This window comes from Marinobacter sp. C2H3 (genome assembly GCF_037080155.1).
Lineage (GTDB): Bacteria > Pseudomonadota > Gammaproteobacteria > Pseudomonadales > Oleiphilaceae > Marinobacter.
Window position 1 is genome coordinate 879,522 of sequence record NZ_JBBBNZ010000001.1, and the last position, 13,518, is coordinate 893,039.

13 protein-coding genes are annotated in these 13,518 nt (G+C 63.8%); 8 read left to right on the top strand and 5 right to left on the bottom strand.

Going from position 1 to position 13,518, the window contains the following annotated elements; translation table 11 throughout:
• Window positions 1-164 precede the first annotated feature (164 nt).
• The 6 genes from V3388_RS03880 to V3388_RS03905 all read left to right on the top strand — a co-directional run bounded on the left by V3388_RS03880 (window position 165) and on the right by V3388_RS03905 (window position 6,031).
• Window positions 165-1,637, top strand: a complete 1,473-nt coding sequence (locus V3388_RS03880; RefSeq protein WP_336366203.1) for a sensor histidine kinase — start codon at window positions 165-167, stop codon at window positions 1,635-1,637.
• A complete protein-coding gene (locus V3388_RS03885; RefSeq protein WP_336366204.1) occupies window positions 1,634-3,013 on the top strand; it encodes a sigma-54-dependent transcriptional regulator in 1,380 nt (459 codons plus the stop codon). The genes V3388_RS03880 and V3388_RS03885 overlap by 4 nt, the downstream gene beginning before the upstream one ends.
• A 49-nt stretch (window positions 3,014-3,062) precedes the next feature.
• Window positions 3,063-4,004: a DMT family transporter gene (locus tag V3388_RS03890; RefSeq protein WP_336366205.1), complete on the top strand. Its 942-nt coding sequence runs from the start codon at window positions 3,063-3,065 to the stop codon at window positions 4,002-4,004.
• Window positions 3,994-4,272, top strand: a complete 279-nt coding sequence (locus tag V3388_RS03895) for a GIY-YIG nuclease family protein (protein WP_336366206.1) — start codon at window positions 3,994-3,996, stop codon at window positions 4,270-4,272. Before V3388_RS03890 ends, V3388_RS03895 begins: the two co-directional genes overlap by 11 nt.
• An 87-nt stretch (window positions 4,273-4,359) precedes the next feature.
• On the top strand, window positions 4,360-5,361 hold the full coding sequence (locus tag V3388_RS03900; RefSeq protein ID WP_336366207.1) for an alpha/beta hydrolase: 1,002 nt from the start codon (window positions 4,360-4,362) through the stop codon (window positions 5,359-5,361).
• 13 nt (window positions 5,362-5,374) lie between these two features.
• A complete protein-coding gene (locus V3388_RS03905; RefSeq protein ID WP_336366208.1) occupies window positions 5,375-6,031 on the top strand; it encodes an OmpA family protein in 657 nt (218 codons plus the stop codon).
• Between the two features lie 100 nt (window positions 6,032-6,131).
• Here V3388_RS03905 and serA read toward each other — a convergent pair whose 3' ends face one another.
• On the bottom strand, window positions 6,132-7,361 hold the full coding sequence (gene serA / locus V3388_RS03910; protein ID WP_336366209.1) for a phosphoglycerate dehydrogenase: 1,230 nt from the start codon (window positions 7,359-7,361) through the stop codon (window positions 6,132-6,134).
• A 187-nt stretch (window positions 7,362-7,548) separates the two neighbouring features.
• On the opposite strand from serA, the gene V3388_RS03915 reads away from it, so the two are divergent.
• Window positions 7,549-8,952 carry an FAD-binding oxidoreductase gene (locus V3388_RS03915; RefSeq protein WP_336366210.1) on the top strand — a complete coding sequence of 468 codons (1,404 nt, stop codon included), beginning with the start codon at window positions 7,549-7,551 and terminating at the stop codon, window positions 8,950-8,952.
• A gap of 134 nt (window positions 8,953-9,086) precedes the next feature.
• Entirely contained in the window at window positions 9,087-9,488 is a 402-nt protein-coding gene (gene mscL, locus V3388_RS03920; protein ID WP_336366211.1) for a large-conductance mechanosensitive channel protein MscL, read from the top strand.
• 8 nt (window positions 9,489-9,496) lie between these two features.
• On the opposite strand, the gene V3388_RS03925 is transcribed toward mscL, so the two are convergent.
• The 4 genes from V3388_RS03925 to V3388_RS03940 form a co-directional block, all read right to left on the bottom strand.
• Window positions 9,497-10,813, bottom strand: a complete 1,317-nt coding sequence (locus V3388_RS03925) for an ABC1 kinase family protein (protein ID WP_336366212.1) — start codon at window positions 10,811-10,813, stop codon at window positions 9,497-9,499.
• An 82-nt stretch (window positions 10,814-10,895) separates the two neighbouring features.
• Window positions 10,896-11,558: a fumarylacetoacetate hydrolase family protein gene (locus tag V3388_RS03930; protein WP_336366213.1), complete on the bottom strand. Its 663-nt coding sequence runs from the start codon at window positions 11,556-11,558 to the stop codon at window positions 10,896-10,898.
• A gap of 19 nt (window positions 11,559-11,577) precedes the next feature.
• Window positions 11,578-12,120 carry an adenine phosphoribosyltransferase gene (locus V3388_RS03935; RefSeq protein WP_336366214.1) on the bottom strand — a complete coding sequence of 181 codons (543 nt, stop codon included), beginning with the start codon at window positions 12,118-12,120 and terminating at the stop codon, window positions 11,578-11,580.
• A 30-nt stretch (window positions 12,121-12,150) separates the two neighbouring features.
• The gene (locus tag V3388_RS03940; RefSeq protein ID WP_336366215.1) at window positions 12,151-13,449 is read right to left on the bottom strand and encodes an NCS2 family permease; all 1,299 of its coding nucleotides are present in this window, start codon (window positions 13,447-13,449) and stop codon (window positions 12,151-12,153) included.
• Between the last annotated feature and the right edge of the window lie 69 nt (window positions 13,450-13,518).

Here is a 13,518-nt window from a genome sequence, read left to right on the forward strand (position 1 = left end):
GTCGCTGGGTGTCTTTCAAAGCCCGTGCCAGAATTGGATTCTCTTTTAAGTTCAATCAAAACAATAAGTTAAATCGTTTATTGGATTAATAATCGGTCATCCGGGTTGTGGCAAAATGCCACATGTGGCAGAAGTGTGTGGCACCTTTGTCCCTGGAGACCGACATGACACGGCTGATGACAGGCCCCATCCGGCTGTTCCATTCCCTTCGTCTGACCTTGCTGCTCAGCATGGTGGTGCCGCTGCTGTTGATCAGCGGTGGCGCCATTTACCTGGGCCTTGGCGCGGTGGAGTCGCACCTGAACGACCGCCTGCGGGGTGATCTCGAGCTGGTAGCCCGGGCCGTCAGCGGGCCGGTCTCCCAGGCGCTGTCCGATGGCAATGACCTGGTGCTGGGGGAATCGTTGCGGTCCCTTCTGAAGATCGGGCGGATTTCCGGCGTTTCGGTGTTCGATGAACAGGGCCAGCGTATCCAGAGTTTCGGGCTGGCGGACCAGGACGTGCAGGACAGTGCCAGCGCCGCCCGGGTTATGGCCAGCGGTCGTCAGGACGGCGTTTTTCGGCGGGTGGCGGGCGAGTCGGTCTATTCGCAGTTTCTTCCGTTGATGACCGACAGAGGCCGTATCCAGGGCCTGCTACAGGTGACCCGCAAACGCAGCGATTTCCATGAGCTGCTGGCCTCCACCCGATTCTGGGCGCTGGTGCTCTGGTGTGGGCTGGCGGCCGCGATCGCTCTGATTGTTGTGCTGGGGCATTACGGCTCGGTGGGGCGCCACGTCAGTCGGCTGCTATTGGCCATGGACCGCATGGCGCCCGGGCGCTGGCGGGTGGCTACTCCCGCCAGCGGGCCGCGGGAACTTCGACAGATACACCAGGGCGTGTCGGCGCTGGCAGAGCGCATGGCCACCGCAGAGGTGGAAATCGACGCGCGCATCGAGCGGGAGCGGTCGTTGGCGGAGCAACTGCGGCACCAGGAGAAAGTGGCGATGATCGGCCGTGTGGCTGGCGGTGTCGCCCACGAGCTGGGTGCGCCTTTGAATGTTATCCAGGGGCGGGCGGCCATCCTCGAACGGGAGGATACGGACGAGCGCCGCCTGCGCCAGGTTCAGGATATCCAGGTGCAGGTGGGCCGGATGACGGCCATCATCCGCCAGTTACTGGACTGCTTTCGCCACGTGCCGGACTCCCGGCGCCCGGTGCCGGTGGCGGCCATGGTCTCCGAGGCCGTGGCCCAGGCCCGAGAAGACGAACGTTGCCAGCGGGTGCGGCTGTCCGTGTCCGGCACTGACCGACCCGAGCGTATTCTGGCGGAGCCGATCCGGGTGGAACTGGCGTGCCTGAACGTGATCCGCAACGCCTGCCAGGCCGCCAAGGCGGTGGTACAGGTGCAGGTGCTGAATCACGACCGGGAGGTAGAAGTGCGGGTGGACGACGATGGCCCGGGCATTCCCCAGGATCAGCGCCAGGACGTGTTCGAGCCGTTCAACACCTCGCGCCCGGCCGGAGAAGGCACCGGGCTTGGGCTGGCCGTGGTCAGCAGCGTGCTGAAGGAGCACGAGGGCCGGGCCGAGATCCGCGACAGCGATCTGGGCGGCTGTCGGGTGAGTCTGTTTTTTCCCGTGGAGACGAAGCAATGAGCCGGAGCAATGCGGACATCCTGCTGGTGGAAGATGACAGCAGCCTCGCCGCGCTGCTGGCAGAGGAACTGGAGCTGGACGGCTACCGGGTGCGCCAGGCGGCTGACCTGACGGCGGCGATGCAGCAAGCGGACCAGGCCGTGCCGGACCTGGTGGTCTCCGATCTCCGGCTGCCGGACGGCGACGGTCTGGGCCTGCTGACGCGCCTGCAGAGCGCCGGGCACTCGGTGCCATTTGTGATCATCACCGCCTTTGGTACCGTGGACCAGGCGGTGGACGCCCTGAAGGCGGGCGCCGACGACTTCCTGACCAAGCCGCTGTCCACGGACCATCTGCGATTGAAGATCCGGCGCCTGCTGGCCCAGGCCGATATTCGCCGGCAGCTTGCGGAAATCCGGGGGCGGGCCGATGGCGACGACAGCCTGGGCCTGCTGGGGGACAGTCCGGCCATGGCCAGGCTGCGTTCGGAGATCCGCCGGGTGGCCCGCAGCGATGCGGCGGTACTGGTGGCCGGCGAAAGCGGCACCGGCAAGGAGCTGGTGGCCCGGGCCATTCACCGTTGCAGCGATCGGCATGATCGACCTTTCGTGGCGGTTAACTGTGCAGGCATTCCATCGGATCTGATGGAGAGTGAGTTTTTCGGCCATGAGCCGGGGGCCTTCACCGGCGCCCGCCAGGCGCGCAAGGGGCTGTTTGCGGAAGCCGACGGCGGTACCCTGTTGCTGGATGAGATCGGTGAAATGCCCATGGCCCTCCAGGCCAAGCTGCTTCGCGTGCTGCAGGAAGGTCAGATCAAGCCCGTGGGCGCCGACCGGGAGGAGCCGGTGGATGTGCGCGTGCTGGCGGCCACCCACGTCGATCTGCTGGAAGCTGTGGCCGAAGGCCGGTTCCGGGAAGATCTGTACTACCGGCTGGAAACCCTGACCCTGCCGGTGCCGCCCCTGCGGGAGCGGGGCGACGATGTTGAACTGCTGGCCATGCATTTTCTGCGCACGGCGGCGCGGCGGCAGGAGCGCGGGCCGATGCAACTGAGTGAGGTGGCGTCGCGGGTCCTCAAGGACTATCCCTTCCCAGGCAACGTCCGGGAGCTGGGCAGTGCCATGGAGCGGGCGGTAACGTTTTGCGACGGCGATACCGTGCTGCCGGAACACCTGCCGGACCGCATCCGCCGGCGCCAGGCCGTGATTGATACCGATCAGACACTGGACGGTGCCCCCGGCAACCTGGCCCAATGGCCAACGCTGGACCAGTATCAGCGCCAGTACGTTGAGCGGGTGCTGACGGCGGTGGAGGGCAACAAGCGCCGTGCCGCGCAGGTGCTCGGGATTAACCGGCGTACGCTTTACCGCTGGCTGGACGATGGCAAACCCACGTAACACGCATGAACCACAGGCAGGATACAGATGCCATGAGAGGCCGAAACGGATGAACCAGGGCAGCGCCCGCGAACGCGATCCGTCGCGCAATCAGAAGCACGCCATGCTGTACGGGCTGGCCACGGTGTTGCTGTGGTCCACGGTGGCCACCGCGTTCAAACTGGCCCTCGGTGCCATGGCGCCGGTGCAGATGCTGCTGGTGGCCACCACCGCGTCGATTCTGGTCATGGGGCTGATCCTGCGTTTACAGGGCCGCTGGCAGTTGGTGTTCCGCCTGAGCCGTCGCCAGTATCTGCTGTCTGTTGGCCTCGGGTTGATCAATCCGTGCCTGTATTACTTCTTCCTGTTTGGCGCCTTTGATCGGCTGCCCGCCCAGGAGGCCCAGCCCCTGAACTACACCTGGGCGCTGGTGCTGGCCTACCTGTCGGTGCCGTTTCTCGGCCAGCGGCTGCGGGCCCTGGACATTGTCGCCGGGCTGGTGTGTTACGCCGGCGTGGTGGTCATCGCCACTCGCGGCCAGGTGTTGTCACTGTCGTTCTCGGATCCGGTGGGCGTCGGCCTGGCCCTGGGCAGCACGGTGGTGTGGGCGTCCTACTGGATTCTTGCCACCCGGGACGACCGGGACCCGGTGGTGGGGCTGTTCCTGAATTTCCTGTGCGGCTGGCCGGTGATCCTGCTGGCCTGCGGCCTGACCGAGGGGTTTGAGTTTCCCACCGGGGTGCCGCTGGCGGCGGCGGTCTACGTGGGCGTGTTCGAGATGGGGGTGTCGTTCGTGCTCTGGTCCTACGCCATGAAAAAGGCCGAGAACACCGCCCGGGTCGGCAACCTGATCTTTATTTCGCCGTTTCTGTCGCTGGTGTTCATTTCCGCCATTCTCGGTGAAGTGATCCTATCGTCCACCTATGTTGGCCTGGTATTGATTGTGGCGGGGCTGTGGCTTCAGCAGCGCAAAACCCGGGTGCGGGAGGCCGCGCTGGCCGATGAGCGATAACTGGTACCTGTACCTGGTGCGCACCGCCGGCGACGCCCTGTACACGGGTATTTCCACGGACGTGGAACGCCGGTTTGCCGAGCACCAGGCGGGCGCACCCCGGGGTGCCCGCAGCCTGCGGGGCAAAGGGCCGCTGAGCCTGGTGTACCAGGGACATGCCGGGGACCGGCGGCGGGCCTCCCGGCTGGAGTGGCACATCAAACGCTGGCCCCGGTCCCGCAAGGATGCCCTGATCCGAGGTGAGATTGATCTGGCGCAGCTGCCCTGAGGTCATTCGACCCTGTGTTCCGCCGGTTGCATGGGTTAGGATGTCGCCTTCGGCTTGCCGCTCACACTCCAAGGATCTGCCCCAACCGTGTACTGGAAAACCGACCGCATCGAGATTCCCGACTGGGACCGGACGTCGCTGCTGGAGCGACTGGTGCCGTTCGATCCCGCCGGCGACCGGGCGCTGAGTGACGAGATGGAAGCCTACTGCCGCTTCTACGGCCTGGACCTGTGGGTGGAACACCCCGAGGTGGCCTATCACCAGGGCTACGTGCCCGCCGGCGGCCACCAGGTGATGCTGCATTACTATCGGCTCTCAGACGCCGCCGGCCCGTGCCGGGGCACAGTGTTTATCCTGCATGGCTATTTTGACCACGTTGGCCTCTACAGCCAGCTGATTGACCGCTGCCTGGGCGCCGGCTTCGACGTGATCGCCTACGATCAGCCCGGCCACGGCCTCTCGAGCGGCACTCCGGCCGCCATCGGCAGTTTTCTCGAGTACCAGCAGGTGCTGACGTCGGTGATGGGGGCGGTCCGTGGCCACGTGCGGGCGCCCTGGTTTGCGGTGGGCCAGAGCACCGGTGGTGCCATCCTGATCGATTACCTGCTGTCCAACGGCCACAATCAGGACACGTCGGCGTTCCGCAAGGTGGTGCTGCTGGCGCCCCTGGTGCGCCCGGCCGGGTGGCTGGGCGCCCGCATCCTGCACTCCCTGGCTCGGCCGTTTTTCACCCGCTGGCGCCGGGCCTTTTCGGAGAACAGCGGTAACACCCGGTTCCTCCGGTTCCTGCGGGAACACGATCCGCTCCAGGCCCGTGCGGTGCATGTGGACTGGGTCAGCGCGCTGCGCCAGTGGGTACCGCATATTGAGTCTGCACGCCCCGTCGATTTCCCGGTGACGGTCATTCAGGGTGAAAAGGACCAGACGGTTGACTGGCGTCACAACCTGCGGATCATCCGCAATAAATTCTCCTCGGTTGAGGAACGGAAAATCCCCAGCGGGCGTCATCATCTGGTGAATGAAGCCCGGGATTTGCAGGCGACGGTATTCAATACCATCATTGATTCATTCCGCAGTGTGTCATCGTAAACAGGAGAAGCTTGTGAAAAAGACCCTCATCGCGTGCATCGTTGCCGCCTACGCCCTGACCGGCTGTATGACCTATGACCCATACACCGGTGAACAGAAGACGTCCAACGCCACCAAAGGCAGCGTGATTGGTGCCATCGGCGGCGCCGTTGTCGGTGCCGCGACGTCCAGCAAGAAGGACCGCGCCAAAGGTGCTCTGATTGGCGCCGCAGCGGGCGGGGCGATCGGCGGTGGTATTGGCTACTACATGGACAAGCAGGAAGCCGAGCTGCGCCGCAAGCTGGAAGGTTCCGGCGTGCGTGTGGTGCGCAATGGCGACGAGATCCAACTGGTCATGCCGGGCAACATCACGTTCGATGTGAACCAGACCAGCATCAAGTCGTCGTTTACGGACACCCTCGAATCTGTGGCGCTGGTCCTCAAGGAGTATGACAAGACCATCATCCAGATCGCCGGCCACACCGACAGCTCCGGCTCGGACAGCTACAACCAGCTGCTGAGCGAGCAGCGCGCGGCCTCCGTGCGGGATTTCCTGCTGAACCAGGGCATTGCCCCGGCCCGTACCCGTGCCGTGGGTTACGGCGAGCGGTACCCGGTGGCGTCCAACGACACCGCCGCTGGCCGGGAACAGAACCGCCGGGTCGAGCTGACCCTGGTGCCGATGCAGTAAGTGGCCTGGTTGGGGCGCCAGCGCTTGAAGCCGCTGGCGTTACCGGCATAAAAAAACCGACGCCCTCAGGCGTCGGTTTTTTTGTGGCCGGATAGCCGGCTCAGAACAGCACCCGGCAGCGGATGGTGCCCTTGACCTTGCGCAGCTTCTCAAGCGCCAGCTCGCCGTAGGCCTTGTCCACATCCACCACCACGTAGCCGATGTCTTCCTTGGTCTGCAGGTACTGGCCGCACACGTTGATGCCGTTCTCGGAGAACACCTGGTTGATTTCGGACATCACGCCCGGCACGTTCTCGTGAATGTGCAGCAGGCGGTGCTTGTTCGGGTGGGAGGGCAGCGCCACTTCCGGGAAGTTGACGGACGACACGGAGGTGCCGTTGTCGCTGTACATGGCCAGCTTTTCCGCCACCTCACGCCCGATGTTTTCCTGGGCTTCCATGGTGGAACCGCCCACGTGCGGGGTCAGGATGACGTTATCGAACTCTCGCAGGGGCGACACGAATTCCTCGTCGTTGGACTTCGGCTCCACCGGGAATACGTCCACGGCGGCACCCAGCAGCTTGCCGGACCGAAGCGCGTCGGCCAGGGCGTCGATGTCCACCACGGTGCCCCGGGAAGCGTTCATGAAGACGCTGCCCGGCTTCATCTGGGCGAACTGCTCGGCCTTGAACATGTACTTGGTGGCCGGGGTCTCCGGTACGTGCAGGGAAACCACGTCCGCCAGGTTCAGCAGCTCCTGCATGGAGCCCACCTGGGTGGCGTTACCGATGGACAGCTTGGAGACCACGTCGTAGAAGAACACTTCCATGCCCAGGGCTTCGGCCAGCACGCTGAACTGGGTGCCGATGTTGCCGTAGCCGATGATGCCCAGCTTTTTGCCGCGAATCTCGAAACTGTTCTTGGCGGACTTCTGCCAGACGCCGCGATGCGCCTTGGCGTTTTTCTCCGGCACGCCCCGCAGCAGCAGGATAGCCTGGGCCAGGACCAGTTCGGCCACGGACCGGGTGTTGGAGAAGGGCGCGTTGAACACGGCCACGCCGCGACGGGTGGCGGCCTTGAGGTCCACCTGGTTGGTGCCGATGCAGAAACAGCCCACGGCCACCAGCTTGTGGGCGGCCTCGAACACCTTCTCGGTGAGCTGGGTCCGGGAGCGGATGCCGATAAAGTGCGCGTCGGCGATCTTCTCGATCAGCTCCTCTTCGCCCAGGGAATGAGTCAGGTACTCGATGTTGGTATAACCTGCCGCGTTGAGCGTATCAATGGCTGTCTGATGCACGCCTTCCAGCAGCAGGATCCGGATTTTGCTCTTTTCGAGAGACGTATTGGACATGGGCTAGTTTCCGAACCTTTCCTCTATGAAGTGACCTGTGGCCAGGATCATCGGGCCGGCTCACAGAACAGGGGCGGTATGATACCATACTCGCCACGTTTCACAGTGCGTCGGTTCACTTGAGTCAATTCTCCCCGACTCCCGTCGCAGCAGGCGTTGACCCAACTTTCACGAGACCGAATAGCCAATGAATGCCGAACAGATCATTGCCGCCCTTAAAGACCTTCTGGCCGCCGGTGACGCACCGGGTCGCGTGTTGACGGACCCGGACGACCTGGAGGCCTATGGCAAGGACTGGACCAAGATCTACCCGCCCAAGCCCACCGCCATCGCGCTGCCGAAGACCACCGAGCAGGTGCAGGCTTTGGTGCGTTTTGCCAACGAGCACCGGGTGGCGCTGGTACCCTCCGGCGGACGCACCGGCCTGAGCGCTGGCGCCGTGGCCGCCAACGGTGAGGTGGTGGTGGCGTTTGATCTGATGAACCAGATCCTCGATTTCAACGCCAGCGATCGCACTGTGCGCTGCCAGGCCGGGGTGGTTACCGAGCAGTTGCAGAATTTCGCTGAGGAAAACGGCCTGTATTACCCTGTGGATTTCGCCTCCGCCGGTTCCAGCCAACTCGGCGGCAACCTGTCCACCAACGCCGGTGGCATCAAGGTGATCCGCTACGGCATGAGCCGGGACTGGGTGGCCGGGTTGAAAGTGGTTACCGGCAAGGGTGACGTGCTGGAGCTGAACCGGGACCTGGCCAAGAACAACACCGGCTACGATCTGCGCCATCTGTTCATTGGGGCCGAAGGCACCCTTGGCTTCATCACCGAGGCCACCATGAAGCTGACCCGCACCCCGGACAACCTGACCGTGCTGGTGCTGGGCCTGAACGACCTCACCAATACCATGGACGTGCTGCAGGCGTTCCAGGGCAAGCTCGACCTGACCGCCTACGAGTTTTTCTCCCACCAGGCCATGGGGCACGTGCTCGCCCACGGCCAGGTGCAGGCGCCGTTCGAGACCGAAGCGCCGTACTACGCGCTGCTGGAATTCGAGGCAGTCTCGGACCAGGTCATGGACGATGCCATGGCGCTGTTCGAGCAGTGCGTGGAAAACGGCTGGGTGCTGGACGGTGTGATCAGCCAGAGCGAGACCCAGACCAAGAACCTGTGGCAGCTGCGGGAGCGGATTTCCGAGTCCATTGCTCCGCGCACCCCCTACAAGAACGACATTTCCGTGGTGGTCTCGAAGGTGCCAGGGTTCCTCACCGAGATAGATCAGGTGGTGACCGAGCACTATCCGGATTTTGAGATCATCTGGTTCGGCCACATCGGCGATGGCAACCTGCACCTGAACATCCTCAAGCCAGAGGCCATGGCCAAGGAGGACTTCTTCGAGAAGTGCCAGCAGGTGAACAAATGGGTGTTCGAGATCGTCGAGCGCTACCAGGGCAGCGTGTCCGCCGAGCACGGCGTGGGCATGACCAAGAAGCCCTATCTCCATTACACCCGCAGCGAGGCGGAAATTGCCTACCTGCGCGGCATCAAGCAGGTGTTCGATCCAAACGGCATCATGAACCCCGGAAAAATCTTCGACTGAGCGCATCGTCGCCAGCGCCAGATTCCGCCCCATGCACTACACTCTGGATACGCCGGTTCCGGCGTATCCGTCCTTTTGTTGGCCGGGTAACGTCTTGTTTTCAGAGACTTCAGGGGCTTAAAGGAGTGCATGGGATGAGCTTTATCAAAGAGTTCAAGGAATTTGCGGTCAAAGGCAACGTCATGGACATGGCCGTGGGCATCATCATCGGCGTGGCGTTCGGCAAGATCGTGTCATCGCTGGTGGCGGACGTGGTGATGCCCCCCATCGGCCTGCTGGTGGGCGGTGTGGATTTTTCCAACCTGGTCATTACCCTTCGGGCGGCGTCGGACGGTGTTGACGCGGTCAACCTGCGCTACGGGATGTTCCTGCAGGCGGTCTTTGACTTCCTGATCGTGGCCTTCGCGGTGTTCAGTGCGGTCAAGGTGTTGAACCATCTGCGCAAGAAGGAGGCGGAAACCCCGGCCAAGCCGCCGGCGCCGTCCGCCCAGGAGCAACTGCTAATGGAAATCCGGGACCTTCTCAAGAAGGAATAACCCGCCGGTCAGTCCTCCGCTGGGGCGGCCAGATACCGCTCCAGCTCAGGCCGAAAGGCCGCCTTCACCCCCAATCGCTTCATCAGCCAGTAGTGCCCCGCCACCATCCGATCAATAAACAGACTTTCCACGGGCGGCTTGAACGCGTCCAAATGCTGGAACACCGTGCTGGTGTTTGCCGCCACCTTCAGGTGCAGGTCGGCGCTGGCAAAGTCGTAGGGGGTCTCGCCGGCAAAGGGCGCAATCAGGATGTTGCGCCAGAGCGCGTAGTAGGCCGGATTCACTGGCGGCTGGCTGGCCACCCGGGCGCCCAGCGCAATCAGATGGTGGTCCAGGGCATCGTAGTCCTCGGCCATGGCCGCCAGTAGCGCCCGGCGGTAGGCGTCCACCACCTCGGGCTTGAGCTGCTTTACGCAACCGAAATCGTACAGGATGATCGAACCGTCCGGGCGGAAGGCGTAGTTGCCAGGGTGCGGGTCGCCGTGGATGCAGTGGAACCGGAACAGCTGGTCCGCCATGGCGGCAAACAGCCGGTGGCCGATCCGGTTGCGGATATCCTGATCATAGCGTTCGGGGGTCACTGCACTGATGTGATCACCTTCAAGCAATTCCAGGGTCAGCACGCGCCGGGTGCTGTGGCTTTCGATCACCCGGGGCAGCAGCAGCCAGGGCTGGTGTTGGTGGAATTGCCGGAAGCGAGCCAGGTTGCGGGCCTCGTTGGCGTAATCCAGTTCTTCCTTCAGGCGGGTGCGAATCTCGGCGAACAGGGCGTCCACGCTCTCTTTTGGCACTTTCAACAGGCCACCCAGGCGCAGGGCCATGCGCAGTTGGCGCAGGTCCGAATCGCAGGATTCGTCCACTCCGGGGTACTGTACTTTCACCACCACATCGGTACCGTCGTGCAGCCGTGCCCGGTGCACCTGGCCGATGCTGGCGGACGCATAAGGCGTCTGCTGAACGTACTCGAAGCGTTCTCCAAGCGGCGCCCCCAGCTCGGCTTCCAGCTGCGTGGCGATCACCTCGAACGGCATGGGCGGTGCTTCCCGCTGGAGCTTTTCCAGCGCCTCGGAGAATTCCTTGGGCAGGAAATCCTGTGTCTGGGAGGCAATCTGGCCAACCTTCATCACGGCCCCCTTGAGTTCCCCCAGGGTATCCACGATTTGCCCGGCCATACGGGTGTACTGTTCGCTGCGGGCGTCCTCCGAGTGTTCGCCGCCGAGCAGGCGCCGGGCACGTTGGCCGGCCACCTGCCCGGCAACGGAAGCGGTCATGCCGGCCAGTTTGAAGAAGCGGCCGGTGCGGGAGGTAACCGGTTTTTTGGCCATGGTGCTGCGATGTCCGGTGGCGAAATCAGGGGTTGCGCGAGCGGCGCCCGGCAACACAGACGGCGGGCGATCGCCCGCCGGTTCAGCTTACCCGGGTCTGCAGAAACAGCAAGTCTTCCAGGGCCAGCGACAGGGTTTGCCCGGCGCGGAGCGGGCCGACGCCCTTGGGGGTGCCGGTGAGGACCACGTCCCCCGGCAGTAGGGAGAAGGAGTGGCTGATGTGGGCAATCAACGGCACGATCGGGTTCAGCATGTCCCGTGTCTCGCCGGTCTGGCGGCGCTCGCCGTCTATGTCCAGGGTGAAGTGGATGTTGTCGCCCGCCAGCGCGCTGGCGGGCACGAACGGCGACAGGGGGCAGGCGCCGTCGAAGCCCTTTGCCCGCTCCCAGGGGTGGCCCTGCTGCTTGAGCTGGCTTTGCACGTCCCTCAGGGTCAGGTCCAGCGCCAGGCCGTAGCCAAGGATGGCATCGGTGACCTCACTGGCGGACGCCCGTGTCAGCGGCCGTCCGATCAGCACCGCCAGCTCGGTCTCGAAATGCACCTCGCCCTGGCCCGTAGGGAGCTCGATAGGCCGGGTCAGGTGCACGGCCGCCGTTGCTGGTTTGATGAACAGCAGCGGGGTGTCTGGCACCGGGTTATTCAGCTCCCGGGCATGCTCGGCGTAGTTGCGTCCGACGCAGACGATTTTGCCCAGGGGCAGGTGCAGCGGGGTGCTGTCTTTCCAATGGTGCTGGTAGTCGGGCATGGGCGCCTCCTGTGGCCGTTCAGTCGCCTTCAAACGAGCAGACAGTATAGACCCGAAGGCCCTCGTCCTGCAGTTTGCGGGAGCCGCCGAGGTCCGGCAGGTCGATCATGGCTGCCACCTCAATGATTTCCGCGCCAATGCGCCGAATCAACCGGGACGCCGCGAGCATAGTGCCGCCGGTGGCAATCAGGTCGTCCACCAGCACCACCTTGTCGCCCGGTTTGAAGGCGTCCTTGTGGAGTTCCACCGAGGCGGTGCCGTACTCCAGTTCGTAGTCTTCCACCAGCGTGTCGAACGGCAGCTTGCCTTTTTTGCGGATCAGCACCAGGGAGGCGTTCAGCTCATAGGCCAGGGCCGAGCCGATGATGAAGCCCCGGGCATCCACGGCGGCGACGGCGTCGATTTTTTCGCCGTGGTAGCGGTGCACGAAGGCGTCAATCAGCTTGCGGAAGGCGGTCTTGTCCTGCAGCACGGTGGTGATGTCGCGGAAGGACACGCCGGGCTTGGGCCAGTCCGGCACGGTACGGATCGCCTTTTTGATGCTTTCGGAGAAATAATCCATGGTCAGCCTGTCTCTTGGCCTGGGTGCCGCTTACGCGGCGTCCAGGAACATGAATTTCAGAATGAACACGACGGCGACGGTCACCACACTGGCGTTCAGCTGGGACCAGCGGCCGGAGACGGCTTTGATCACCGCATAGGTAATAAAGCCCAGGGCGATGCCGTTGGCAATGGAGAAGGTCAGCGGCATGGCCAGGGCGGTCACGATGGCCGGGGCCGCCTCGGTGATGTCGTCCCAATCAATCTGCTTGAGACCGCTGGCCATCAGCACCGCCACGTAGAACAGGGCCGGTGCGGTGGCGTAGGCGGGAATGATGCTGGCAATGGGTGAGAGCACCAGGCTGGCCAGGAACAGCACCGCGACCACCACGGCGGTCAGGCCGGTGCGACCGCCGGCGGCGATACCGGCGGTGGATTCAATGTAGCTGGTGGTGGTGGAGGTACCCAGGGCCGCGCCGGACATAGTGGCCACGGAATCGGACATCAGCGCCCGGCCCAGGCGCGGCAGCTTGCCGTCCTTGTCCAGGAGGCCACCTCGATGGGCGGCGCCGATCAGGGTGCCGGAGGTGTCAAACAGGTCCACGAACAGGAACGCGAAGATGATGCTGATCATGCCCACGTTCAGGGCGCCGCCAATGTCCAGTTGCAGGAAGGTGGGCGCGAGACTCGGCGGAGCCGAAACAAAGCCCTTGTACTGGACCATACCCATAACTAGCGAAATCACGGTAATCAGCAGGATGCCGATCATCACCGCGCCGGTGACCCGGCGGTACGACAGCGCGCAGATCAGCACGAAGCCCAGGAAGAACAGCAGCGCCTCCGGCGTCTTGATGTCGCCCAGGCCCACCAGGGTGGCGGGGTGGTCCACCACGATGCCGGCGTTCTTCAGGGCGATCAGCGCCAGGAAAAAACCAATGCCGGCGGAAATGCCGAAGCGCAGGGACATGGGAATGCTGTTGATGATCCATTCCCGGATCTTGAGGATGCTCAACAGGAAGAAGATCAGGCCGGACATGAACACCGCGCCCAGGGCCACCTGCCAGCTGTAGCCCATGCTGCCCACCACAGTGAACGCAAAGAAGGCGTTCAGGCCCATGCCGGGGGCCAGGGCGATGGGGTAGTTGGCCCACAGGCCCATGATCAGCGTGCCGATGGCGGCCGCCAGGCAGGTCGCGACAAAGATGGCGCCGAAATCCATGCCGGTGGTGGAGAGCACACTGGGGTTGACCACGATGATGTAGGCCATGGTCAGGAAGGTGGTCACGCCCGCCAGCAGTTCTTTACGAACGGTGGTGCCGTGGGCCCGGAGTTGGAACAGTCGTTCAAGCATGACGGAGGCCTGCCTTTCGGGAGTCGGGAAGTTGAGTGATGGGGACTGCGCGCGCCGGTCTGTCGCCGG

Bases quoted from the DNA above. Each gene is read 5' to 3' on its own strand.
- V3388_RS03880 (WP_336366203.1), top strand. From the start codon at position 165: ATGACACGGCTGATGACAGGCCCCATCCGGCTGTTCCATTCCCTTCGT.
- V3388_RS03885 (WP_336366204.1), top strand. From the start codon at position 1,634: ATGAGCCGGAGCAATGCGGACATCCTGCTGGTGGAAGATGACAGCAGC.
- V3388_RS03890 (WP_336366205.1), top strand. From the start codon at position 3,063: ATGAACCAGGGCAGCGCCCGCGAACGCGATCCGTCGCGCAATCAGAAG.
- V3388_RS03895 (WP_336366206.1), top strand. From the start codon at position 3,994: ATGAGCGATAACTGGTACCTGTACCTGGTGCGCACCGCCGGCGACGCC.
- serA (WP_336366209.1), bottom strand. From the start codon at position 7,361: ATGTCCAATACGTCTCTCGAAAAGAGCAAAATCCGGATCCTGCTGCTG.
- V3388_RS03915 (WP_336366210.1), top strand. From the start codon at position 7,549: ATGAATGCCGAACAGATCATTGCCGCCCTTAAAGACCTTCTGGCCGCC.
- mscL (WP_336366211.1), top strand. From the start codon at position 9,087: ATGAGCTTTATCAAAGAGTTCAAGGAATTTGCGGTCAAAGGCAACGTC.
- V3388_RS03925 (WP_336366212.1), bottom strand. From the start codon at position 10,813: ATGGCCAAAAAACCGGTTACCTCCCGCACCGGCCGCTTCTTCAAACTG.
- V3388_RS03930 (WP_336366213.1), bottom strand. From the start codon at position 11,558: ATGCCCGACTACCAGCACCATTGGAAAGACAGCACCCCGCTGCACCTG.
- V3388_RS03935 (WP_336366214.1), bottom strand. From the start codon at position 12,120: ATGGATTATTTCTCCGAAAGCATCAAAAAGGCGATCCGTACCGTGCCG.
- V3388_RS03940 (WP_336366215.1), bottom strand. From the start codon at position 13,449: ATGCTTGAACGACTGTTCCAACTCCGGGCCCACGGCACCACCGTTCGT.